Origin of the sequence: uncultured Intestinimonas sp., assembly GCF_944387725.1 — a bacterium.
In the GTDB taxonomy this organism is placed as follows: Bacteria; Bacillota; Clostridia; order Oscillospirales; family Oscillospiraceae; genus Intestinimonas.
Genome location: NZ_CALXGA010000031.1, coordinates 1 through 22,846 on the forward strand (window position 1 = coordinate 1; position 22,846 = coordinate 22,846).

Annotated in this window: 19 protein-coding genes; 12 read left to right on the top strand and 7 right to left on the bottom strand. The window is 64.2% G+C overall.

Going from position 1 to position 22,846, the window contains the following annotated elements:
- A partial coding sequence (locus tag Q0K09_RS06075) for a sugar phosphate nucleotidyltransferase (protein ID WP_294474250.1) occupies positions 1 to 570 on the top strand: 570 nt, incomplete at its 5' end.
- Between the two features lie 42 nt (positions 571 to 612).
- Here Q0K09_RS06075 and Q0K09_RS06080 read toward each other — a convergent pair.
- Positions 613 to 1,617 (bottom strand): tRNA nucleotidyltransferase, encoded by a 1,005-nt coding sequence (locus Q0K09_RS06080; protein ID WP_294474253.1) that lies wholly within the window; start codon positions 1,615 to 1,617, stop codon positions 613 to 615.
- Positions 1,618 to 1,855: 238 nt separating this feature from the next.
- Here Q0K09_RS06080 and murC point away from each other — a divergent pair, with 238 nt between their 5' ends.
- The 4 genes from murC (at position 1,856) to Q0K09_RS06100 (ending at position 7,775) form a co-directional block, all read left to right on the top strand.
- Positions 1,856 to 3,232, top strand: coding sequence for a UDP-N-acetylmuramate--L-alanine ligase (murC, locus tag Q0K09_RS06085; protein ID WP_294474258.1), 1,377 nt, complete (start codon positions 1,856 to 1,858; stop codon positions 3,230 to 3,232).
- A 54-nt stretch (positions 3,233 to 3,286) separates the two neighbouring features.
- Positions 3,287 to 3,712: a DUF3842 family protein gene (locus Q0K09_RS06090; RefSeq protein WP_294474261.1), complete on the top strand. Its 426-nt coding sequence runs from the start codon at positions 3,287 to 3,289 to the stop codon at positions 3,710 to 3,712.
- Between the two features lie 600 nt (positions 3,713 to 4,312).
- Entirely contained in the window at positions 4,313 to 6,385 is a 2,073-nt protein-coding gene (fusA, locus tag Q0K09_RS06095) for an elongation factor G (RefSeq protein WP_294474264.1), read from the top strand.
- A 295-nt stretch (positions 6,386 to 6,680) separates the two neighbouring features.
- Positions 6,681 to 7,775, top strand: a complete 1,095-nt coding sequence (locus tag Q0K09_RS06100; RefSeq protein ID WP_294474268.1) for an aldo/keto reductase — start codon at positions 6,681 to 6,683, stop codon at positions 7,773 to 7,775.
- Between the two features lie 90 nt (positions 7,776 to 7,865).
- On the opposite strand, the gene Q0K09_RS06105 is transcribed toward Q0K09_RS06100, so the two are convergent.
- A complete protein-coding gene (locus tag Q0K09_RS06105) occupies positions 7,866 to 9,320 on the bottom strand; it encodes a hypothetical protein (protein ID WP_294474271.1) in 1,455 nt (484 codons plus the stop codon).
- Between the two features lie 208 nt (positions 9,321 to 9,528).
- Here Q0K09_RS06105 and Q0K09_RS06110 point away from each other — a divergent pair, with 208 nt between their 5' ends.
- The 5 genes from Q0K09_RS06110 (at position 9,529) to Q0K09_RS06130 (ending at position 14,918) form a co-directional block, all read left to right on the top strand.
- Complete coding sequence (locus Q0K09_RS06110; protein ID WP_294474274.1) at positions 9,529 to 9,966, top strand: VOC family protein; 438 nt, start codon at positions 9,529 to 9,531, stop codon at positions 9,964 to 9,966.
- 174 nt (positions 9,967 to 10,140) lie between these two features.
- Positions 10,141 to 10,932, top strand: a complete 792-nt coding sequence (locus tag Q0K09_RS06115; RefSeq protein ID WP_294474277.1) for an acyl-CoA dehydratase activase — start codon at positions 10,141 to 10,143, stop codon at positions 10,930 to 10,932.
- A complete protein-coding gene (locus tag Q0K09_RS06120) occupies positions 10,929 to 12,206 on the top strand; it encodes a 2-hydroxyacyl-CoA dehydratase family protein (RefSeq protein WP_294474280.1) in 1,278 nt (425 codons plus the stop codon). The genes Q0K09_RS06115 and Q0K09_RS06120 overlap by 4 nt, the downstream gene beginning before the upstream one ends.
- Positions 12,207 to 12,222: 16 nt before the next feature.
- A complete protein-coding gene (locus tag Q0K09_RS06125) occupies positions 12,223 to 13,347 on the top strand; it encodes a 2-hydroxyacyl-CoA dehydratase family protein (RefSeq protein WP_294474282.1) in 1,125 nt (374 codons plus the stop codon).
- Between the two features lie 2 nt (positions 13,348 to 13,349).
- The gene (locus Q0K09_RS06130) at positions 13,350 to 14,918 is read left to right on the top strand and encodes a CoA-transferase (RefSeq protein WP_294474285.1); all 1,569 of its coding nucleotides are present in this window, start codon (positions 13,350 to 13,352) and stop codon (positions 14,916 to 14,918) included.
- Between the two features lie 307 nt (positions 14,919 to 15,225).
- Here the strand turns inward: Q0K09_RS06130 and guaB are convergent, their stop codons facing one another.
- The 3 genes from guaB to Q0K09_RS06145 all read right to left on the bottom strand — a co-directional run bounded on the left by guaB (position 15,226) and on the right by Q0K09_RS06145 (position 18,139).
- Positions 15,226 to 16,701, bottom strand: coding sequence for an IMP dehydrogenase (guaB, locus tag Q0K09_RS06135; RefSeq protein ID WP_294474288.1), 1,476 nt, complete (start codon positions 16,699 to 16,701; stop codon positions 15,226 to 15,228).
- A gap of 86 nt (positions 16,702 to 16,787) precedes the next feature.
- Positions 16,788 to 17,525 carry an acyl-ACP thioesterase domain-containing protein gene (locus Q0K09_RS06140; RefSeq protein ID WP_294474291.1) on the bottom strand — a complete coding sequence of 246 codons (738 nt, stop codon included), beginning with the start codon at positions 17,523 to 17,525 and terminating at the stop codon, positions 16,788 to 16,790.
- 2 nt (positions 17,526 to 17,527) lie between these two features.
- A complete protein-coding gene (locus tag Q0K09_RS06145; RefSeq protein ID WP_294474294.1) occupies positions 17,528 to 18,139 on the bottom strand; it encodes a hypothetical protein in 612 nt (203 codons plus the stop codon).
- Positions 18,140 to 18,304: 165 nt separating this feature from the next.
- Between Q0K09_RS06145 and spoVAD the strand changes: the two genes are divergently transcribed.
- On the top strand, positions 18,305 to 19,324 hold the full coding sequence (gene spoVAD, locus Q0K09_RS06150) for a stage V sporulation protein AD (RefSeq protein WP_294474297.1): 1,020 nt from the start codon (positions 18,305 to 18,307) through the stop codon (positions 19,322 to 19,324).
- Between the two features lie 2 nt (positions 19,325 to 19,326).
- Positions 19,327 to 19,695: a stage V sporulation protein AE gene (spoVAE, locus tag Q0K09_RS06155; protein ID WP_294474300.1), complete on the top strand. Its 369-nt coding sequence runs from the start codon at positions 19,327 to 19,329 to the stop codon at positions 19,693 to 19,695.
- Positions 19,696 to 19,984: 289 nt separating this feature from the next.
- Here the strand turns inward: spoVAE and queA are convergent, their stop codons facing one another.
- Both queA and Q0K09_RS06165 read right to left on the bottom strand, forming a co-directional pair.
- Positions 19,985 to 21,019: a tRNA preQ1(34) S-adenosylmethionine ribosyltransferase-isomerase QueA gene (gene queA, locus Q0K09_RS06160; RefSeq protein ID WP_294474303.1), complete on the bottom strand. Its 1,035-nt coding sequence runs from the start codon at positions 21,017 to 21,019 to the stop codon at positions 19,985 to 19,987.
- A 31-nt stretch (positions 21,020 to 21,050) separates the two neighbouring features.
- Positions 21,051 to 22,694: a SpoIID/LytB domain-containing protein gene (locus tag Q0K09_RS06165; RefSeq protein WP_294474306.1), complete on the bottom strand. Its 1,644-nt coding sequence runs from the start codon at positions 22,692 to 22,694 to the stop codon at positions 21,051 to 21,053.
- Between the last annotated feature and the right edge of the window lie 152 nt (positions 22,695 to 22,846).

The following is a 22,846-nucleotide window of genomic DNA, read 5'->3' on the forward strand; positions in this document are numbered from 1 at the left end:
GTCCGGCAGAAGGAGACCAAGGGCCTGGGCCACGCCATCTGGCGGGCCAAGCGCTTCGTGGGGGACGAGCCCTTCGCCGTCCTGCTGGGCGACGACATCATGCGCTCGGAAAAGCCGGTCATCGGCCAGCTCATCGACGCGGCGGAGAAGTACGCCGCCTCCTGCGTGGGGGTTCAGGAGGTGAGCACCGAGGCCATCGTCAAGTACTCCTCTGTGAAGGTGGAGCCACTGGGCCCCCGGACCTACCGGGTCACGGATATGATTGAGAAGCCCCGGCCCGAGGAAATTTTCTCCCACTATGCCATCCTGGGCCGCTATGTGCTCCGGCCCGGTATCTTCAGCATCCTGGAGAACCTGAAGCCCGGCTACGGCGGAGAGATTCAGCTCACCGACGGGCTCCGGGAGCTGTGCAGGGGGGACACCATGACGGCGGTGGACTTCCAGGGGAAGCGGTACGACACCGGCAACCTCAAGGGCTTCCTGGAGGCCACCATTGACTTCTCTCTGGCCCACCCCGAGACCGGGGACTGGCTCCGGTCCTTTCTCAAGGAAAAGGCACTCACCCTGTAAGGGACAGACAGCGGCCTTCCGCCCGGGCGGAGGGCCGCTGTTTTACGGGTCCGGGGGCAGAAAGCCCCATACTTTGATTTTATTTTGTAGAATTTTCCTTTGATTCTCCTCTGGATATTGGAGAATGTGCCGCTCCAGGGCCTGGCGGGCGGCGCCGATGTCCCCGCCCCGGAGCCCCAGATCGTAGAGGTCCCGGCCGGTGAGGGCGCTCTCCGGCCTCTCGGGCCGGAGGACCGCCCGGCGGAGCCGCCGCTCCACTGGCAGGGAGGTGATGTCCACTCCAGCGGTCTGGCAGAAGCCCCGCCAGCGCGCCTCCGGCGTGGGGGGCAGGGCGGCCAGACCGGTGAGGTCCACCCGCCGGGCGGGGGCTCCGAACCGGGTGAGCATCCCCAGCGCCACCGGCAGGGAGGAGCGCTCCGGCCGGGGGGAGAGGAGGATTTTTTCCAGCTCAGCCTTTACCCGCTCCCCGGAGACCTTGTCCAGCCTCCCGGCGTTCCGGGCCAGGGCGGCGGCGGTCCCCGGCTCCAGGGTGAAGTCCAGCTGGGCCGCGAAGCGGACAGCCCGCAGCAGCCGCAGGCCGTCCTCCTGGAAGCGGCGGTCCGGGTCCCCCACACAGCGGACAAGCCCCGCCGCCAGGTCGGCCTGGCCTCTGAAGGGGTCCGCCACCACCCCGTCCCGGCCCAAGGCCATGGCGTTGATGGTGAAGTCCCGCCGGGCCAGGTCCTCCCGGAGCCCCACCCCAAAGTCCACGGCGTCGGGCCGCCGGCCGTCGGAGTAGCCCCCCTCCCGGCGGAAGGTGGTAACCTCCAGGGCCATGCCGTCCAGGAGGACGGTGACGGTGCCGTGCTTGAGCCCGGTGGGAACGGCATGGGGAAAGAGGGCCAGGACGGCCTCCGGCCGGGCCGAGGTGGCGATGTCCCAGTCCCCGGGCGTCCGGCCCAGCAGGCTGTCCCGGACACACCCCCCCACCGGGAGGGCCTCCGCGCCGGCGTCCCACAGGACCCCGCAGCAGGCGCACACCGGCTCCGGCACCTGATTCCAGTTCATTTTCCTTCCTCCTTCGGTATCTTTTCCTTGCCTCAGGTCTATAATGGCTGTATAATAATGTCCGCTGCATTATTGATTCGTGCGGCAGGCCGCGCAGTGTGCGCAAAAACCGGCGAAAATGGCCGTTACTGCGAGGATGCGGACATCGTTCCCAGAGTTCCCTCTGGGGTGGCCCGGACAAGAATCCCTCCCGGGCCGTCCCTATCATTATAATCTTCCAAAAAGGGCGTGTAAACCCATGACAGTCAATGAGCTCCAGCCCTATCTCGCCCCTGGCCGCCGGGCCCATCTGGTGGGCATCGGCGGGGTGTCCATGTCCCCCCTGGCGGAGGTCCTCCACGGAGCGGGCATGGTCATTACCGGCTCCGACATGCGGGAGAGCCCCGCCGTGGAGCACCTGCGGAGTCTGGGCATCCCGGTGGCCATCGGCCACCGGGCCGGGAACCTGGGGGAGGCCGAGCTGGTCATCCGCACCGCCGCCGTACACGACGGCAACCCGGAGATCGCCGCCGCCCACGCCAGGGGAATCCCCGTCTTCGAGCGGGCCCAGGCCTGGGGAGCCATTATGCGGGGCTACCGCCACGCCCTGTGCATCTCCGGCACCCACGGAAAGACCACCACCACCTCCATGTGCACCCACATCGCCATGGCCGCCGGCCTGGACCCCACGGTGATGATCGGCGGCACCCTCCCCCTGCTGGGGGCGGGGCACCGGGTGGGCCGGGGGGACACCATCATCCTGGAGTCCTGTGAGTACTGCAACTCCTTCCTCGCCTTCTTTCCCACCGTGGCCGTCATTTTGAACATTGAGGCCGACCACCTGGACTTCTTCCGGGACCTGGAGGATGTGGAGCGCTCCTTCCGGCGCTTTGCCGACCTGGTGCCCCAGGGGGGGCGCATCATCGCCAACCGGGATGACGCCAACACCATGGCTGCCCTGGCCGGGGAGACCCGGCCCGTCACCACCTTCGGCTTGGAGGAGGGGGATGTCCACGCCGCCAACCTCACCTGGGAGAAGGGCCTGCCCACCTTCGATATTGTCTGCCGGGGGGAGGTCTACGCCCATGTGTCCCTGAAGGTGCCCGGGCTCCACAATGTGAGAAACGCCCTGGCGGCGGCGGCCTCTGCCCTGGCCCTTGGGGTCACTGGGGAGGCGGCGGCGCGGGGCCTGGAGCAGTTCCGGGGGGCGGGCCGCCGGTTTGAGCACAAGGGGAGCTTCCACGAGGCGGAGGTCTACGATGACTACGCCCACCACCCAGGCGAGCTGGAGGCCCTGCTGGATACCGCCCGGAGTCTGGGGTATGAGCGGATCATCTGCGCCTTTCAGCCCCATACCTACACCCGGACCGCCGCCCTCTTCGACGACTTTGTGGAGGTGCTGAAGAAGCCGGATGTCACCCTGCTGGCTGAGATTTTCGCCGCCCGGGAGACCAATGAGAGCGGTATCTCCTCCCGGGACCTAGCGGAGCATATCCCCGGGGCCCGGTACTTTGCCACGCTGCCGGAGGTCACCCAGGACCTTCGGGACCTGGCCCGGCCCGGGGACCTGATCCTCACCGTAGGGGCCGGGGACATCTACACCGTGGGGGAGGCCCTGGTGTCCGGGGCCGACTGAGCGGTTTGCAGGCCGCTTCCCGGCGGCGGACCATACAAGAGAGGATGGATAGCCATGCGGATTTTGATTCTGGACGGCCAGGGGGGCGGCATCGGCAGCCGCCTGGCGGCCCTGCTGCGGCCCCGGCTTCCGGAGGGCTGTGAGCTCCTCTGCGCCGGCACCAACGCCCTGGCCACCAGCGCCATGCTCAAGGCGGGGGCCGCCCGGGGGGCCACCGGGGAACACGCCGTCATCTATAACGCCCAGCGGGCCGATCTGATCCTGGGGCCCATGGGCATTCTTCTGGCCAACGGCATTCTGGGGGAGGTCTCCCCGGCCATGGCCGCCGCCGTCTCCGGGGCCGAGTGCGGGAAGATATTGATCCCCTCTTCCACCTGCGGCGTCCTGGTGGCAGGGGTGGAGGAGCGCCGCCTGGAGGACTATCTCAACCACGCTGCGGAGCTGGCCATGGAGGAGATCGCCCGCCTGACGGGCTGTTGAAGCCGGGCTTGACTCCAGGCTGACGTCCTGGGCGGAGGAGGGCCGGGCGGCGGCGCGGCTGCGGTGGAATGGGTGCGATGTGCCCATATAAGGGCCATCCGGCTTGGATATTACCCAAAACTTGTTTCCCATGAGGGTCATGGGGGCTGGGACCGCCGGCGTGCCGTGGCCCTTTTCCTTTCGGGCGGCCATGCACAGGTCCAGTGGCCGGTGCATACACTGGTGTGGAATGCCGGATTGCGAAAGGGGGGGCGGAGAATGCCGGAAAAACAGCACGACGAGGAGCGGCGGCAGGGCCAGGGGGATGTGGATGACCTTATTTTCCATGGAGAGCCCCAGACCGGCGCCAGCAACCGCTGACCCGCCCCGCTGTCGGGTCGGGGCCTGCTCCCGGCCGGCGGGCGGAAGCGGCGGCGCGCCCCCTTTCAGCGCGGGCCTCTCCCGCCCTGCCGGGCCCCAAACTGGGGCGGCGGCGGAAAACTTGCGTTTTTTATAAAAAATCAGTTGTCAATCCACGATAGTTGAGATATAATGACTAAGACAGTGACGCAAGAAAACGGCGGCGCTTTCGATTAGCAAATGTAAGGAGAGGAAACGACTATGAGCTATTCCGTGCAAAATATCCGCAATGTCTGCCTGCTGGGCCACGGTGGAAACGGAAAGACGTCCCTGGCAGAGAGTATGCTGTATCAGACCGGCGCCATCGACCGGCTGGGTAAGGTCACCGACGGGAACACCGTCAGCGACTTCGATCCCGAGGAGGTCCGCCGCCAGTTTTCCATCTCCACCGCCGTGGTGCCTGTGGAGTATAAGGGCTGTAAGATCAATGTGCTGGACACCCCCGGCTACTTTGACTTCGCTGGGGAGGTCATCGAGGCCCTGCGGGTGGCCGACGCCGCCGTCATCGTCTGCTCGGCCAAGAGCGGCATGAGCGTGGGCGCGGAGAAGGCATGGAAGTACTGCGAGGAGCGGAAGATGCCCCGTATCCTCTACATTTCTAAGACCGACGAGGACAACGCCGACTACAACGCCGCCTTTAACACCCTCCGGGAGCGCTTCGGCAAAAACGTGGCCCCGGTGGTGGCCCCCATCTGGGATGAGGACAAGAAGGTCATCGGCATCATCGACGTGCTCAACAAGCGGGCCTATGACATCGAAAACGGCAAGCGCCATGAGATCCCCGTACCTGACAACAAGAAGGACGTGCTGGACGAGCTCTACAACGCCCTGGTGGAGTCGGTGGCCGAGACCAGCGAGGAGTTTATGGACCGCTACTTCAACGGCGAGGAGTTCACCTATGCCGAGATGATCCAGGGCCTCCACGCCGGCGTCAAGGACCTCTCCCTCTTCCCGGTGGTCTGCGGCTCCGCCCTCAGCGGCCTGGGCACCCAGATGCTTTTGGACAACATCGTCAACCTCCTGCCCTCCCCCCTGGAGGGCAAGCCTGAGATCGGCGAGGACGACCACGGCGACATGGTGGAGTTCGCCGTCTCCCCAGGCGCGGTGCCCGCCGCCTTCGTGTGGAAGACCGTCTCCGACCAGTATGGCAAGTACTCCTATGTGAAGGTGCTCTCCGGCACCCTGGAGTCCGACATGTCCGTGGTGAACGCCCGCACCGGCTCCACCGAAAAGCTGGGCCGGCTCTACACCATCCGGGGCAAGAAGACCGAGGAGGTCAAGAAGCTCTCCTGCGGCGACATCGGCGCCGTGGGCAAGATGGATAAGCTCAAGACCGGCGACACTCTCTGCGACGCCCGGAACGTGGTGAAGCTCGTTCCCCTGGCCTTTCCCGAGCCGGTTTACTCCATGGCCATCTCCCCCAAGGTCAAGGGGCAGGACGACAAGATCGCCGCCGGCCTGGCCCGGCTCAACGAGGAGGACCAGACCTTCACGGTGGTCAACAACGCCGAGACCCGGCAGGTGGTGGTCTCCGGCACCGGCGACATCCAGCTGGATGTGCTGGTGTCCCGGCTCAAGTCCCGCTTCGGGGTGGAGGCTGAGCTCTCCACGCCCCGGGTTCCCTACCGGGAGAAGATTCGGAAGAAGGTGGAGGTCCAGGGCCGCCACAAGAAGCAGACCGGCGGCCACGGCCAGTTCGGCGACGTGTGGATTCGCTTCGAGCCCGGAGAGCAGGAGGAGATGGAGTTCTGCGAAGAGGTGGTGGGCGGCGCCGTGCCCAAGAACTACTTCCCGGCCGTGGAGAAGGGTCTCCGGGAAGCCGTCCAGCACGGCGTGCTGGCGGGCTATCCCGTGGTGTACCTGAAGGCCACCCTGTACGACGGCTCCTACCATCCGGTGGACTCCTCGGAAATGGCCTTTAAGACCGCCGCCCAGCTTGCCTACAAGGCCGCTTTGGCCCAGGCCAACCCTGTGCTGTTGGAGCCCATCGGCGAGCTGAAGGTCACTATCCCCGACAGCTACATGGGCGACGTCATCGGCGACTTGAACAAGCGCCGGGGCCGTATCGTGGGCATGAACCCAGACGGCGAGGGCAATCAGATTGTGGAGGCGGAGGTCCCCATGGGGGAGATGAGCTCCTACGCCATTGACCTGCGCTCCATCACCCAGTCCCGGGGCAGCTTCACCTATCACTTCGTCCGCTACGAGGAAGCCCCTCCCGCAGCCCAGGAGAAGGCCATCGAGGCGGCTAAGGCCATGCAGGAGGCTGAGTAACCGCATACCGTCCAGCGGGGGCCGGATTTTGCCGGCCCCCGTATTTTTTGCCGGCCCTCTGGGACAGCAGTATTTCCCACATGCCTTTTGACCGGCAGCCCGGCAGAGGTCCGCCGGCCTTGGCCTGGAACTTGCGGCCCTGCCGCTGTTGGAAGCCTCGTTCGGCTTTGGATTCAGGAAAGGTATTGAATATCATCCAACACAGGCATTTTACATTTGGCCCTGGATCGGTTACAATATTGTCCATTGAGACCGCAGCATACAGAGCGGCAGATTGGTTTGGGAGACAATTTCTATGGAATACCGAAAGCTCCCCCATGGGGAGGAGCGCATCAGCATTTTGGGCCTGGGCACCAGTTCCATCGGCATGGCCGGGGAGAAGGAGATCCGGGCCACTGTGGATCTGGCCCTGGAGCGGGGCGTCAACTTCTTTGACCTGGCCTCGGCGGACGACGCCCCCTTCCCGGTTTATGGGGCGGCCATGGCCGGGGTTCGGACCCAGGTTCATTTCCAGATCCACTTCGGCGCCAACTACCAGAGCGGCAGCTACGGCTGGACCACCGACCTGGACACCATCCGGCGCTCCATAGACTGGCAGCTCAAGGCCCTGAGGACCGACTACATCGACTTTGGCTTTCTCCACTGCCTGGACGAGGTTTCCGACCTCCAGAAGGTGATGGACGGCGGCGTGCTGGCGTATATCCAGCAGCTCCAGCGGGAGGGGACGGTGCGGCACATCGGCCTGAGCTCCCATACCCCGGAGGTGGTGAACCGGGTGCTGGACCTGGGCATCCTGGACCTGCTCATGTTCAGCATCAACCCCGGCTACGACTACCACCACGGGGACTATGCCATCGGCGGCGCGGCCGAGCGCATGGCCCTCTACCGCCGGTGCCAGGCAGAGGGGGTGGGCATTTCGGTGATGAAGGCCTTTAGCGGCGGCCAGCTCCTGGACGCCCGGACCTCTCCTTTCGGCCAGGCCCTCACCGAATACCAGTGCATCCAGTATGCCCTGGATAAGCCGGGGGTCCTGGCTGTCCTGCCCGGCGTTCGGAACCGGGCGGATCTGGAGCGGCTGCTGGGCTTTCTGGACGCCCCCCCGGAGGCCCGGGACTACTCGGTGCTGGGCACCTTTACCCCCACGGACGCCTCCGGCCTGTGCGTCTACTGCAACCACTGCCAGCCCTGTCCGGCGGCCCTGGACGTGGGGCTCATCAACAAGTACTACGATCTGGCCCGGGCGGGGGACGCCCTGGCCCGTGCCCACTACGAACACCTGGACAAACACGCCGGAGACTGCGTCCAGTGCGGACACTGCGACCGCCGCTGCCCCTTCCATGTGGAGCAGACCGGACGCATGAAGGAAATCCAGACCTATTTCGGCCGGTGAGTGCGTATCCTGCTTTCTCTCCGGCGATCCTACAAAAAACCGCGGCGGAGCCCCAGGCTCCGCCGCGGTTTTTTGATGTACTGCATCTGGTCACAGCTCCTCCTGGAGGGTGAGCATCCGGTAGAGCATCCCTCCATAGCGCCCCTCCAGATCGGCGACATCCTCCTGACTGTAGACGCCGCTGCCCGGCAGCCGCTGCAGGGAGTCCAGAAAGCTCCGGGCGGCCTGAATCAGGACCTCACTCTGGACCGTGTAGAACATGGGGCCCTTCCCGGTGAGGTAGGCCGAGGGGTTTTTCAAAAAGAGCTTCTTGTGATTGAGATAGGCGGACAGGAACGGCTGATCCGCCGCCGGCAGGGCATCGTCGTCCAGCAGAATAAAGCGGATGTGGGGATTGCCCAGCAGCCGCTCCTTGACGGCCTCCAGGTGCTCCAGCCGCTGGGCGGGGGTCATCTGGTAAAAAATATCCGCAAAGATGAGCTCACCGGACTCCAGGTAGCGCAGGAGGGAGGACTTGAGAAGATAAAAGTCGATGTTGCGCTTCTGGAAGACCTCCTCCCAGGTGATGAAGAGCCGCCGAATATCCTGGGTGCGGTCTGAATCCAGCCCGCTGGCGGCTCCAGCCTGAACCAGCCAGCCGCAGGCCGCCTCCGGCAGCAGAAACTCAAAGCCGAAGCAGGAGAAGAACTGAAACTGGTCCCGGCTGTAGAAGTCGGTGCGGTAGCCGTTGCGGTTCATGTCCTCCGACCGGGCCGGGCTCAGGAGGATGGGCTGCTCCCGCAGCCGGGCCCAGGCAATCGCCCACAGCCGGGCCCCGGACGGCCCCTCCGCAGCCAGAAGGGTGTCCAGCTCCCCCCAGCGGTCCAGGCCGGCCAGCATGGCAGTGCCGTCCCGAATGGCCAGGAGGCCCTCCCGCTCCAGACCCGCCCCGTCATAGAGGGTGACAAAGGTATCCCGGTGCCGGCTGAAAAAGCGGTAGAGGAGCCGCAGGCTCCGGTCCGGGTTCCGCTGGAACCGCTCCAGGTCCAGGGCGGCGTGGAGATGAACCTCTCCCGCCCGAAATAGGTGGTCCAGGACGGCGAGGTCCCGGCTCTCCAACAGGGTCAGCAGATCAATGGTGCAGACCACCGCCCCCTCCGGCCCGCTTTTTGGGGGCGTCAGGTCCCGGAGCTTCCCCAGCATCTCGTGGCGCTGGGTCAGCAGATCCAGCCCCCCGGCGGGACATGGGGCCTCCCGGTGATGGGAGGAGGCCTCATAGGCACTGTTGAGCAGGGCGGTGATCCGGCGCTCCAGGGACAGATCCCCTCTGGCCTGGGGAAAGGCGGCGGTGAAGTCGGCCTCTTGACTGTCCCTCTCTATGATTGCGGCAAAATACCGTCCCAGGGCGGCGTCCACGCTGTGGGCCGTCTTGGGGGCGGGCAGCAGGTCCTTGTTGCACCACTTGCTGACATACGAGACGTCGTACCCCACCTCCTCCGCTGCGGCATAGAGCTTGGTCCCGGTGAATTCCAGCAGCCGCCGGAGCAGACTCCCGTAGGCCGTCATAGGCCATCCCTCCCTGTAAACTGTCTTCTTCATCAGTATAACACAGGCCTGCGGGTATTTCAAATCCATGTGAAAAAATTGACAAATTTTGCGCTTGGTTTTTCAATTTCATGCAACAGCTTGCCAGAAGACGCCATTGCATTTCATGGCGGAAAGCCGGAGGATTTGTTATACTAATCTCAATTCAAGAGGAAAGGATGATCGCGTTATGAAACCCCTGCGGATGCACCATGTCGGTGTGGTTCTCCCCGCCATCGAACAGGCGGAGCGCCTGATCAAACTCTTTGGCCTGAAGGTGGACTACCGCGGCTACGTCAAGAGCTACCATGCCGACCTGATCTTCACCCAGTATGGTCCTAACGAGAGCCCCATCGAGTTCATCATTCCCCACGAGGGCGTCCTCACGAAATTCAACAACGGCAAGGGCGGCATCGCTCACATCGCCTTCGAGGTGGAGGACGTGGTGGCAGCCAGCCGGGAGCTGGAGGAGCAGGGCCTGGAGATGCTGGAGCCGGCTCCGGTGGAGGGCACCTCCGACATTATCGTCAACTTCCTGCGGCCCCGCTACTCCGAGGGCATTCTCTTCGAGCTGGTCCAGACTGTGGGCCCCATCGACCGCAGCGGCGGCGATCAGCCTGAGGGCTGAGCAGGAGGGAGTCAGGCTTTTTCCACAAAACGGTCGGTAAGAAATCAGGCAAACCTCCAATCTTTCGCCGCACCTCATCAATCTGCTTGACAGTCGCCGCTCTCTGCACTATAATTCTGCTTCAGAATAATTCTGAATAAGAACTATTTAACCATTTCAGAAGGAGGTCGAAACATGTATACCATGGGAATCGACGTTGGCTCATCCTCCTCCAAGGCGGTCATCCTCCGGGATGGCAGCGAGGTGGTGGCCGAGGCGGTGGTCCAGGCCGGTACCGGCAGCAGCGGACCGGGCCGGGTGCTGGAGGAGATTGCCGCCCGCAGCGGCTTAAAGGTCCAGGACATGGCCTTCATCCTGGCCACAGGTTATGGCCGCTCCAACCTGCCCATGGCGGATAAGCAGATGAGCGAGATCACCTGCCACGCCAAGGGGGTCTTCTTCGAGGAGCCCACCGCCCGGACCATCATTGACATCGGCGGCCAGGATGTGAAGGCCATTGCCCTCACCGACCAGGGGACCATCCGGCAGTTCTACATGAACGACAAGTGCGCCGCCGGTACGGGCCGCTTCCTGGAAGTCATGTCCCGAGTGCTGGAGGTGGGGCTGGACGAGATGGCCGGCTATCACTTCCGCTCTCAGCATCCCGCCTCGGTGAGCAGCACCTGCACCGTCTTTGCCGAGTCAGAGGTCATCTCCCTGCTCTCACAGGGCATGGCCAAGGAGGATATCATCGCCGGCGTCCACTTCAGTGTGGCGGCCAAGGCCTGCGCCCTGGCCCAGCGGGTTGGCGTCCGGGAGTCCGTGGTTCTGACCGGCGGCGTAGGGCAAAACAGCGGCGTGGCCGACGCCATTCAGAAGGAATTGGGGCAGCAGATCCTGGTCGCCCGGGACCCCCAGCTCACCGGCGCTCTGGGCGCTGCCCTGCTGGCTTATGAGGAACAGATCAGAAAGGAGAAATCAGCATGAGTGTGAAACAGCTCAGTCAGATGTCCGCCAAGGAGCTGCTGGCCTACTACCAGGCCAAGCTGGACGAGGAGGCCCGCCAGGCCAAGGCAAACGGCAAGCTGGTGTGCTGGTCCGCCTCCGTGGCGCCCCCCGAGCTGTGTGTGGCCATGGACATCGCCATGGTCTACCCGGAGACCCACGCCGCCGGCATCGGCGCCCGGAAGGGCGCCCTGGATATGCTGGAGGTGGCGGACCGTCTGGGCTACAACGTGGATTGCTGCTCCTACGGCCGTGTGAACATCGGCTACATGGAGCTGCTCAAGGAGGAGGCCATGACCGGGAAGACCCCGGAGGTCCTGGCCAACTCTCCCGCCGCCCGGGTGCCCCTGCCCGACCTGGTGATCACCTGCAACAACATCTGCAACACCCTCCTCAAGTGGTATGAGAATCTGGCCGCCGAGCTGGATATCCCCTGCATCATCATTGATGTGCCCTTCAACCACACCATGCCTGTCTCCGAGGAGTCCAAGGCCTACATCGCCGATCAGTTCCGCAACGCCATCTCCCAGCTGGAGGTCATCTGCGGCCGGCCCTTCGACTACGAGAAGTTCCACGCCGTCCGGCAGCAGACCCAGCGCTCCATCGCCCAGTGGAACCGCATCGCCACCATGAGCCAGTACAAACCCTCCCCCCTCAACGGCTTCGACCTCTTCAACTACATGGCCCTGGTGGTCTGCGCCCGGAGCCGGGACTACGCTGAGATCACCTTCCGCAAGTTCGCCGACGAGCTGGAGGAGAAGTACAAGAAGGGTGAGTCCGCCTTCAAGGGCGCGGAGAAGAACCGGGTTGCCTGGGAGGGCATCGCCGTGTGGCCCTACCTGGGGCACACCTTCAAGACCCTCAAGAACCAGGGCTCCATCATGACCGGCTCCGCCTACCCCAATATCTGGGATCTGACCTATGACGCCGAGGACGAGACCCTCCACTCCATGGCCGAGGCCTACACCCGCACCTACATCAACACCTGCCTGGACAACAAGGTGAAGGTCCTCCGGGGTATCATGGACCGGGGCAAGTGTGACGGCGTGGTCTATCACCTCAACCGCAGCTGCAAGCTCATGAGCTTCCTGAACGTGGAGACCGCCGAGCTGATTCAGCAGGCCAACGGCCTGCCCTATGTGAGCTTCGACGGGGACCAGACCGATCCCAGAAACTTCGCCCCCGCCCAGTACGACACCCGGGTGGAGGCCCTGGGCGAGATGATGGATCAGGCCGCCCAGACCGCCGGGGAATAAGGAAGGAGTGTAAAGCATGGAACAGAACGTGAAAACACTGCTGGAGCAGTTCCGTACCATCGCCGCCAACCCCAAAAAGGCGGTAGAGGACCACAAGGCCGAGACCGGCAAGGGCGCCATCGGCATGATGCCGGTTTACGCCCCCGAAGAGATGGTCCACGCCACCGGCTTTCTCCCCGTGGGCCTGTGGGGCGGCAACCGTCCGGTGAGCAAGGCCCGGACCTATCTGCCTCCCTTTGCCTGCTCCATCATGCAGCAGGTTATGGAGCTGGAGTGCGACGGCGCTTATGATATTCTGGACGCAGTGGTCTTCTCCGTCCCCTGCGACACCCTCAAGTGCATGAGCCAGAAGTGGAAGGGATCCGCCCCGGCTCTGGTGTTCACCCATCCCCAGAACCGCGGCCTGGAGGCGGCCAACCGCTTCCTGGAGCACGAGTATGCCGTTCTCCAGGAGAAGCTGGAGGAGGTCACCGGCGTCAAGGTTACCAACGTCGCCCTGGAGCAGTCCATCCAGGTCTACAATGAGAACCGGGCTGTGATGCGCGAGTTTGCCAAGCTGGCGGCCGAGTATCCCCAGGTCATCTCTGCCGTGGACCGTCACGCCGTCTTCAAGGCCCGGATGTTCATGGAGAAGTCCCGCCACACCGCCCTGGTGCGGGAGCTGATGGAGGCAGTCCGAGCCAGCGATCCCCAGCCCTGGATGGGCAAGAAGGTGGTGGTCACCGGCATCCTGGTGGAGCCCGACGGACTGCTGTCCCTCTTTGACGAGCTGGGTCTGGCCATCGTGGCCGACGACCTGGCCCAGGAGTCCCGTCAGGTCCGGGTGGACGTCCCCGAGGGGGACGAGGCGCCCCTCTACCGTCTGGCCCGGGTGTGGCAGAACATGTACGGCTGCCCCCTGGCCACCGATACCAAGAAGGCCCGCGGCCCCATGCTCCAGGATATGGTCCGCAAGACCGGCGCCGACGCCGTGGTGGTGGCTATGATGAAGTTCTGCGACCCGGAGGAGTGGGATTACCCCATCTACCACCGTCAGTTCGGCGAGTGGGGCATCCGCGACCTGATGATCGAGGTGGACCAGGAGGCCGTCTCCTTCGAGCAGGCCCGCACCCGCCTCCAGAGCCTGGTAGAGACGCTGTAACGATGGGTCAGGTCAAGATTATCACCGCCCAGGAGGCTGCTGCCCTCCTGAAGGACGGGGACACATTTACCACCAGCGGCTTCGTGGCAAGCAGCATTCCCGAGGCCCTGAACAAGGCGGTGGAGCAGCGCTTCCTGGAGACCGGCCACCCCTGCAACCTCACTTACATCTATGCCTCCTCCCAGGGCAACCGGGACGGCCGCGGCGCGGAGCGCTACGCCCACAAGGGCCTCCTCAAGCGGTTTGTCGCGGCCCACTATGCCACCGTCCCCGCCCTGGGGGCGATGGCCCTGCGGAACGAGATGGAGGCCTATAACCTCTCCCAGGGGGCGCTGTGCCACCTGTTTCGGGACATTGCCGCCCACAAGCCGGGCACCATCACCAAGGTGGGTCTGGGTACCTTCATCGACCCCCGGAATGGCGGCGGCAAGGTCAATGACATCACCACTGAGGACATGGTGGAGCTGCTGACCATTCACGGGCAGGAGTACCTCTTTTATCCCGCCTTCCCCATCCAGGTGGCCTTCCTGCGGGGCAGCTTCGCCGACGAGCGGGGCAACGTCACGCTGGAAAAGGAAGTGGCCAGCCTGGAGGCCACCTCCGTGGCTCAGGCCGTCAAGAACAGCGGCGGCATCGTGGTGGTCCAGGTGGAGGGCGTGGTCAAGACCGGCAGCCTGGACCCCCGGCTGGTGAAGATTCCCGGCATCAATGTGGACTATGTGGTGGTGGCTGAGCCCGAGGATCACCAGCAGTCCCTGGGCTGCGGCTACAACCCGGCCCTGTGCGGGGAGCGCCGTGCCCCGGATGCCGTGGCCGCGCCCCTGCCCCTCTCCGCCAAGAAGATCATCGGCCGCCGGGGCGCTATGGCGCTGGAGCCCAATGTGGTGGTAAACCTGGGCGTGGGTGCGCCTGAGTATGTGGCCGCCGTGGCCTCGGAAGAGGGCATCGGCAATCAGATGACCCTGACGGTGGAGAGCGGCCCGGTGGGCGGCATTCCACAGGGCGGTCCCCGGTTTGGCGCCTCCCTCAACCCTGAGGCCATTCTGGACCAGGGGTACCAGTTCGACTTCTATGACGGCGGCGGTCTGGATCAGACCTTCCTGGGCCTGGCCGAGTGCGACGCCAAGGGCAATATCAATGTCAGCCGCTTCGGACCCAAGATTGCCGGCTGCGGCGGCTTTATCAATATCTCCCAGAACACCCACAAGGTCTACTTCTGCGGCACCTTTACTGCCGGCGGCCTGAAGGTCCGGGTGGAGGACGGCCGCGTCCACATCGACCAGGAGGGACGGGAGAAGAAGTTCCTACGGCAGGTGGAGCAGGTCACCTTCAGCGGAGATATGGCCATTCAAAACGGCCAGGAGGTGTCCTACCTCACCGAACGGTGCGTCTTTGTCCTTCGGCCCGACGGCCTCCACCTGACGGAGATCGCCCCCGGCATTGACCTCCAGCGGGACATCCTGGACCAGATGGAGTTCACCCCGGTGATTGACATGGTGGACGGACAGGTTCCCCTGATGGACCCCCGCATCTTTGTGGACGCCCCCATGGGCCTGGGCCAAACGGTCTAAGCGCCCGGCCGGAAGCCGGAACCCTGGCGCACGTCCTGCGGCCAGAGGTTTTTCACGGATATCAAATTCGAAAACTGCGAAGCGCCGGTGTTTGTGCGGTGCTTCGCGGTTTTTTTGCCGCTTTTGTTTGTGTCCCCAGAGGCGAATACCAGGGGAGGAAGGTCACTGCGGACGTTTCTTTTCGGTGTTCAACTTGATTTTACAATCAACCGAAATAAAAAAGCGTCCGAGGAGATGTCAATTCCCTCGGACGCTTTCTGATTTGTCAGTTGTGGGGGGACTGTGCGCTTCACGCGGTTCATTTTGATTATTGGGGATTGAGGGTGTAGTTGGGGGCCTCCTTCGTGATATAGATATCGTGGGGGTGGCTCTCCTTGAGGCCGGCGCTGGTGATCTGCATGAAGCGGCTCTTGGTCCGCAGCTCCTCGATATCGGCGCAGCCGCAGTAGCCCATACCGGCCCGCAGGCCGCCCATCATCTGGTAGACGGTCTCGCCCACCGCCCCCTTGTAGGGGACGCGGCCCTCCACGCCCTCGGGGACCAGCTTCTTGTTGTGGGACTGGAAGTAGCGGTCCTTGGAGCCCTTGGCCATGGCCCCCAGGGAGCCCATGCCCCGGTAGACCTTGAACTGGCGGCCCTGGTAGACCTCGGTGTCCCCGGGGGACTCCTCACAGCCGGCAAGCAGGGAGCCCAGCATCACCACATTGCCGCCGGCGGCAATGGCCTTGACAATGTCGCCGGAATACTTGATGCCGCCGTCGGCGATGATGGGAATGCCGTACTCCTGGGCTACGCAGGCGGCGTCATAGACGGCGGTGATCTGGGGCACGCCGATGCCGGCCACCACCCGGGTGGTGCAGATGGAGCCGGGGCCGATGCCGATTTTCACACAGTCCGCCCCCGCCTCGATGAGGGCCCGGGTGCCCTCTGCGGTGGCCACATTGCCGGCAATGAGCTGTACGTCGGGGTAGAGGGCCTTTACCCGGCGGACGCAGTCCAGAATGTTGTGGGAGTGGCCATGGGCGGAGTCCAGGCAGAGCACATCCACGCCCACCTCCACCAGGGCCCGCACCCGGTCCAGCACATCCTCGGTGACGCCGATGGCGGCGCCCACCAGCAGACGGCCCTTCTCGTCCCGGGCGGAGTTGGGGTACACCGTGGCCTTCTCGATGTCCTTGATGGTGATGAGGCCCTTCAGGTGGTACTCGCTGTCCACAATGGGCAGCTTCTCGATCTTGTGGCGGCGGAGAATCTCCTTGGCCTCCTCCAGGGTGACGCCCTCCTGGGCGGTGACCAGATTTTCCTTGGTCATCACGTTGTCCACCAGCTGGGACATGTCGGTCTCGAACTTCATGTCCCGGTTGGTGATGATGCCGATGAGCTTTCCGTCCTTGCAGATGGGCACGCCGGAGATGCGGTACTTGGCCATGAGCTCGTCGGCCTCGGCCAGGGTGTGGCCGGGGGCCAGCCAGAAGGGATTGGTGATGACGCCGTTCTCACTGCGCTTCACCATGTCCACCTGTTCGGCCTGCTGGCCGATGGTCATGTTCTTATGGATGATGCCGATGCCGCCCTCCCGGGCGATGGCAATGGCCATGCGGCACTCGGTGACGGTGTCCATGGCGGCGCTCATCACCGGAATGTTCAGACGGATCTTCTTGGTGAGCTGGGTGTGCAGGTCGATTTCGGCGGGCAGGACGCTGCTCTCGGCGGGAATGAGCAGCACATCGTCAAAGGTGAGGCCCTGCCGGGCGAACTTGCTGGCGGCGTCATTGTTGATCATGGACTCCACTCCTTATCTGTTCTATCGGTAGCATGTCATCGCTTGGGCTGGAAAGGGGGGATGTTTGCGCTATTTTATGCCCCATTTCAGGGATTGTCAAGGGGGGAAAGGGTCAGGGCCGCATCAAATCTGGGCCGGCCCTCCGGGCCGTCCCCCTGGACGTACCAAGTCCCGTTGTCGGTTCCGGCGGAGAGGCGGAGGCGTTCCCCCGCCCGGCACTCCTTCAGGTAGCCGAGCTGCGCGGAGGAGACGAAGCTGCCGCCCAGCCGCTCCATTGGCAGGGCGTCGCAGGCGAAGTCGGCATAGCGGACATTGTTCACATGGCCGTTGATGTCACAGTCGCTGTAGTGGAGGGGCCGCTCCCCCGCCGGGGCCAGACTGCCGGGCAGCCGGAGCTTGGGAAGGAGCTTATGCTTGCAGAGCGCCCCGCCAGAGGTGCCCTCCAGCTCCTGGAGGACCTCCAGGCGGCAGAGCTTGTGGGTGGTGAAATCCGCCAGAATCCAGACGCTCACCGCCTCGCCCACCCGCTCCCCATTGCGAAAGAGGTCGAAGTCCCGGTACATGGAGACCCCCTTGCTGCCCCGGTGCCAGGTGCGGACGGTCAGCACATCCTTCCAGAGGACCGGATGGTCCAGCCGGTACCACAGCCGGGCCAGCATCCAGAACATGTGGTGGTTGGCGATCATCTCCTCCCGGCCCACATGGAGGGCGTCGGCGGCCTGGGTGGCGGCCTCCTGAAAAAAGTCCAGCAGGGAGGAGGGGCGGCACAGGCCGAAGAGGTCGGTGTCCCGGGCCTCCACCTGAACCTGCCTTTCGTGGTACATCCTCAGTCCCTCCTTCCCTTGATGAGCAGGGAGGACTTACAACACAGGTCCTCCAGGTCGTCCGCTGTGGCGGCGGGAATCCGCAAGGCGCCGCCGCACTGGGCGCAGATCAAATCCACCGAGCTGAAGTTTACCTGGAGCCGCCACTCCTTGGAGCCGCAGGCGCAGGAGATGCCGCCCCGCTGGGCGATGTCCTTGAGCTCCGAGAGGACCTCGTGCATGATGATGTCGTCCAGAAAGGTCCCCTCCGCGCCGGCGGCGGCCTCCAGCTTGTCCACGGCCTCCTCCAGCCGCCGGACGGCGGCGAAGACGGGGCCCTCTTCCCCCGCATAGCAGCAGTCCAGCCCGGAGGCCGCGCAGGAGAAGGCCAGGGCGGGCTCGTGAAGGAAGGCGCGGGTGGAGCAGGTGACAGTGTGCTCCCGCCCGCAAAAGAGGCAGGGGACCGTCAGACGCACCCGGTCCCCCAGCAGCTCCGTCCGCAGGGCCGATCTGCCGCAGGGGCAGGGGATCTGTCCCGGCCCGGCGGCCAGGGAGAAGACGGTCTTTTCCGCCACCACGGCCTGCCGGCACTGTGGGCAGAAATAGGCGATGGTACGCTTGGGCTCTTCAACCATGCTGCTCTGGTCCATCCTTTCCTTGGCAGATAGGGATATTATACCGCAACTGATTCGATTTGACCAGCATGTCCCACTCCAAAATACGCCCTGATATTTTGCGGAAAACTGTTCAAACTAATCCAAGCACACAGCAATCTTTCCGTGAGATGGGAGCGAACCAATATGACAAGCAAAAAGCTGGGCAAACAGACCGTCGCCTTCGCCTCTCCCCCCACCATCGCCGGCTGCGCCAACGTGGTGGGAAAGAAGGAGGGGGAGGGCCCTCTGGCGGCCTCCTTTGACCTGATTCAAGAGGACGATACCTTCGGGGAGGCGAGCTGGGAAAAGGCCGAGAGCACCATGCAGCGCATGGCCCTCCAGAGCGCCCTGGACAAGACCGGACAGGCCGCCTCCGCCCTGGACTACGTCTTTGCCGGAGACCTGCTGAACCAGTGTATCGCCTCCTCCTTCGCGGTGCGGGGTCAGGATACCTCCTTCTTCGGACTGTATGGGGCCTGCTCCACCATGGCCGAGGGGCTGGCCCTGGCGGCTATGGTGCTGGACGGCGGCTTCGGCAATCTGGCCGGGGCGGTGGCCTCCTCTCACTTCTGTTCCGCCGAGCGGCAGTACCGCACCCCCTTGGAGTATGGCGGACAGCGCCCACCCACCGCCCAGTGGACGGTGACCGGATCCGGGGCGGTGATCCTCTCCCGGGAGGGGGAGGGCCCCTATGTCACCCACGCCACCATCGGAAAGATCGTGGACAAGGGGATCAAGGATGCCAACAATATGGGGGCCGCCATGGCCCCGGCGGCCTATGACACCATCTCCACCCACCTCTCGGACACCAGGCGGAAGCCGTCCTACTACGACCTCATCGTCACCGGGGATTTGGGTTCTCTGGGGAAGGAGATCGTGCTGGACTTCTTCCACAAGGACGGGGTGGAGCTCCAGAACTACGACGACTGCGGCGTGCGCATCTACGACCTCCAGGGCCAGGATGTCCACTGCGGCGGCTCGGGCTGCGGCTGCTCAGCCGTCGTGCTCACTGGGCAGCTCCTGGACGGTATGAAGGAAGGACGGTGGAGGCGCATCCTCTTCTGCGGCACCGGGGCCCTGCTCTCGCCCACCTCCACCATGCAGGGGGAGAGCATCCCCGGCATCTGCCACGCCGTTGCCATCAGCACACAGAGAGGAGACTGAGCATGGAAGCGCTGGGCGAATATCTCCGGGCCTTTCTCTGCGGCGGGATCCTGTGCCTCATCGGCCAGGTGCTCATTGACAAGACCAAGCTGACCCCGGCCAGGATTCTGGTCCTCTATGTGGTGTCGGGCGTGGTCCTGGGGGGCCTGGGGCTCTACAAGCATGTGGTGGCCTTCGGCGGGGCCGGAGCCACCGTCCCCCTCACCGGCTTCGGCTATCTGCTGGCCAAGGGCGCGGCCAAGGCCGTCAGTGAGGATGGCCTTCTGGGGGCCTTTACCGGCGGCATCACCGCTGCGGCGGGCGGCATCGCCGCCGCCATCTTCTTCGGCTATCTGGTGGCCCTGATCTTCAAGCCCCGGCCAAAGGGGTAGGGGACGGCGTCACATGCCGGCTGTCCACAAAACGGCATCATGCGCTAGGGCTTGTTTGAAACATGTCAACATGCCCAACCGGCGGGTCTTTTGCCCCCTGGGCGGCGCAAGTTTTCCTTGAAATCCGCCAGGATTCCTGTGAAAAAATTGCTTGCCAGCGGCCAAAATCCCTCGCTGCTGGACACATTGCTATTTTTCAAACAAGCCCTAGTATTTTCTTTCAACCGAAGAGACATAAAAGTCCGGGAACTCCTTGGATCCCGGACTTTTCCATGTTCTGTTGATATGACTACATCGTGTCTCCAATGAACATGGCATCCCCGAAGGAGAAAAATCGGTACCCCTCCCGGACGGCCTCTTGATAGGCCGCCAGAACGTGTTCCCGGCCCGCCAGGGCGGAGACCAGCATGATGAGGGTGGACTCCGGCAAGTGGAAGTTGGTGATGAGGCCGTCCAGGACCTTGAAACGGTAGCCGGGGTAGATATAGATGCTGGTCCAGCCGGAGGAGGCCCGGAGGGTACCGTCCTCCGCCGCCCAGGACTCGATGGTCCGGCAGGAGGTGGTCCCCACGCAGATGACCCGGCCGCCCCGGGTCTTAGTCCGGTTGATGGCGTCCGCCGTCGTCTGGGAGATGGTGCAGAACTCGGCGTGCATCTCGTGGTCGGTGATCTCCGCCTCCTGCACCGGGCGGAAGGTGCCAAGGCCCACATGGAGGGTCACATAGGCCAGCTCCACCCCCATATCCCGGACCTGCCGGAGGAGCTCCTGGGTGAAGTGGAGCCCGGCGGTGGGGGCGGCGGCGGAGCCCACCTCCCGGGAGTAGACCGTCTGATACCGCTCCGGGTCCTGGAGCTCCGCCTTGATATAGGGGGGCAGGGGCATCCGGCCCAGCCGCTCCAGGAGCTCCAGGAAAATGCCGTCATACTGGAAGCGGATCAGGCGGTTGCCCCCTTCGCAGACCTTCGCCACTTCAGCGGTAAGAAGGCCGTCTCCAAAGGAGATCCGGGCCCCCTCCCGGAGCTTTTTCCCCGGACGGACCAGGCACTCCCACACCTTGTCCCCCCGGTCTGCCAGCAGAAGGACCTCCGCCGCCCCGCCGGTGGGCTCCCGGCGGCCCAGGAGCCGGGCAGGCAGCACCCGGGAGTCGTTGAGCACCAGGCAGTCCCCAGGCCGCAGCAGAGAGGGCAGATCGTAAAAGTGCAGATGCCGGGTGGCCCCGGTGGTCTTGTCCAACACCATGAGCCGGGACCCGTCCCGCCGGTCCAGAGGGGTCTGGGCGATGAGCTCCTGGGGGAGGTCATAGTAAAAATCCGATGTTTTCAAAGAGTGTTTCCCGCTTTCCTTGTTTAAGTGCTCACCAGATCTCCACGCCGGTGAAGTAGAAGGTGAGAATGTCCATATAGTCCATGCCCCGCAGGGCCATGGCCCGGGCCCCCTGCTGGCTCATGCCCACGTTATGGCCGTACCCGGAGCCGGCGAAGGTAAAGCCGTTGCCGCTCCCCGAGGAGGGGGAGGCGGCGGGGGCCGAAAGCGCCTGTGTGCCGGAGGCGGTGATGACATAGGGGGTTCCGGTGATGGCCGTGACGGCGCCGTCCCCCTGCACAGCATAGGCTCCGCTGACAGAGGAGAGGGTTTCAGAGCCGTCGTTGACGGCGTAGTCCGCGCCGCCTCCACCGCTTCCTCCCGTCACGTCGAAGCGGTTGGAGCGCAACCCCAGAGCGAGGCGGATGGTCTCCGGCCCGAAGGACCAGGTCCTGCCGCTGCGGTCCACAAAGGTGACAGAGAGGGGGTTTCCGGTCGCGCTGTACTCGGAGACATAGACGTCGGTAATTCCTGTAAAGGAGTATCCCCTTCCGCTCAGGGCGTCATTCATCTCGGCGGTGAGCTCGCTGGCGGTAAAGGTGAAGGACCAGTTGTACCGGGAAATGCCGTCGGCCACATCGGCCTCATAGGGGTCGATCACCCCCAGCAGGTGGGGCAGGTCGGCGTTGGCATCCCAGATGTTATGGGCGGCCTCGGTGGCGCCGCCGTCGCTGGCGGAGTAATAGGTGATGGCCGGCGATCCCTGATAGCGGACAAACTCCCCCGCCGTCTCGTCCACCGCCTGGTCGGTGCGCTCGTTGGCCAGGTTGAGCCCCTGGTACATCTGGCAGTGGGTGGTGGCGCATACATCAAAATCCCGGTGGCCGCTGGTGTTGGTAACGGCGTAGGTCCGGGCACACACTGCCTGGGCCTTCAGGGCCTCCAGGGGCCAGTCGTTGCTCATCTCGTAGGGCAGCACGCCCCGGACGTAGTCGTCCAGGGGGACTATGTTGAGGACCTCCATGTTCCCGCCCTCGTCCCGGACGTACTGGAATCCGCCGTAATAGCGGTAGCCCCTGCACCAGGTTACTGTCTTTTCGCCGCCGTCCAGCCCGGGCTGAACGCCCAGAGAGTAAGCGCTTCCGCCGTCAAACTGGAAGAGGACCTGCCCTGTCTTGGTGACCACCACAGAGACGGCGTAGCCGCTGGTCCCCACGATTTCCGCGCCGCTGAGGCCCAGGGCGTTCCGGGCGGCCTCGGCCTCCCCCTGGGTGGCGTAGGCCCCCACACGGGCAGTATAGGCCCCGTCGATCCAGGCGGGAAAGCCGTCCGGCACTCTGTCCGCCGCGGCCAAAGCCCCCTCAAAGGAGGCGTATGTACCCGGAAGCTGGAGGTGGTAGCAGCCCACCGTTACCGCGCCGGTGCCGTCTACATAGTTTCCGTTGGAGAGGGTCACATTCTGGGTCTTGACCATGGAGATCTGCGTCTCGCTGGTGTACCCCAGCGGGTGGAAGGACAGGTCCCCGTCATACCAGCCGAAGCGGTAGCCGCTGCCCACGCTGTTTTCCAGATTGGCCCCCGGCAGGGAATTGCCGTCGTAATAGAGCGCCACCTGAATCATGGCGTCCGGCGAGGCGCCCACGGCCGACGCGGCGCCGGGCAGGCCGATGGCTGCGGCCAGGAGGATCGGGGTCAAGCGAGTCAAAAATTTTCCCATGGGATGCTCCATTTCTCTGAACCGACACTTTACAGTGAAAAAGAATTGTGCTACACTAGGGCTTGTTTGAAACATGTCAACATGCCCAACCGGCGGGTCTTTTGCCCCCTGGACGGCGCAATTTTTCCTTG

Excerpts from the sequence above, each read along its gene's own strand:
- Q0K09_RS06080 (WP_294474253.1), bottom strand. The coding sequence starts at position 1,617 with ATGAACTGGAATCAGGTGCCGGAGCCGGTGTGCGCCTGCTGCGGGGTC.
- murC (WP_294474258.1), top strand. The coding sequence starts at position 1,856 with ATGACAGTCAATGAGCTCCAGCCCTATCTCGCCCCTGGCCGCCGGGCC.
- Q0K09_RS06090 (WP_294474261.1), top strand. The coding sequence starts at position 3,287 with ATGCGGATTTTGATTCTGGACGGCCAGGGGGGCGGCATCGGCAGCCGC.
- fusA (WP_294474264.1), top strand. The coding sequence starts at position 4,313 with ATGAGCTATTCCGTGCAAAATATCCGCAATGTCTGCCTGCTGGGCCAC.
- Q0K09_RS06100 (WP_294474268.1), top strand. The coding sequence starts at position 6,681 with ATGGAATACCGAAAGCTCCCCCATGGGGAGGAGCGCATCAGCATTTTG.
- Q0K09_RS06105 (WP_294474271.1), bottom strand. The coding sequence starts at position 9,320 with ATGACGGCCTACGGGAGTCTGCTCCGGCGGCTGCTGGAATTCACCGGG.
- Q0K09_RS06110 (WP_294474274.1), top strand. The coding sequence starts at position 9,529 with ATGAAACCCCTGCGGATGCACCATGTCGGTGTGGTTCTCCCCGCCATC.
- Q0K09_RS06115 (WP_294474277.1), top strand. The coding sequence starts at position 10,141 with ATGTATACCATGGGAATCGACGTTGGCTCATCCTCCTCCAAGGCGGTC.
- Q0K09_RS06120 (WP_294474280.1), top strand. The coding sequence starts at position 10,929 with ATGAGTGTGAAACAGCTCAGTCAGATGTCCGCCAAGGAGCTGCTGGCC.
- Q0K09_RS06125 (WP_294474282.1), top strand. The coding sequence starts at position 12,223 with ATGGAACAGAACGTGAAAACACTGCTGGAGCAGTTCCGTACCATCGCC.
- Q0K09_RS06130 (WP_294474285.1), top strand. The coding sequence starts at position 13,350 with ATGGGTCAGGTCAAGATTATCACCGCCCAGGAGGCTGCTGCCCTCCTG.
- guaB (WP_294474288.1), bottom strand. The coding sequence starts at position 16,701 with ATGATCAACAATGACGCCGCCAGCAAGTTCGCCCGGCAGGGCCTCACC.
- Q0K09_RS06140 (WP_294474291.1), bottom strand. The coding sequence starts at position 17,525 with ATGTACCACGAAAGGCAGGTTCAGGTGGAGGCCCGGGACACCGACCTC.
- Q0K09_RS06145 (WP_294474294.1), bottom strand. The coding sequence starts at position 18,139 with ATGGTTGAAGAGCCCAAGCGTACCATCGCCTATTTCTGCCCACAGTGC.
- spoVAD (WP_294474297.1), top strand. The coding sequence starts at position 18,305 with ATGACAAGCAAAAAGCTGGGCAAACAGACCGTCGCCTTCGCCTCTCCC.
- spoVAE (WP_294474300.1), top strand. The coding sequence starts at position 19,327 with ATGGAAGCGCTGGGCGAATATCTCCGGGCCTTTCTCTGCGGCGGGATC.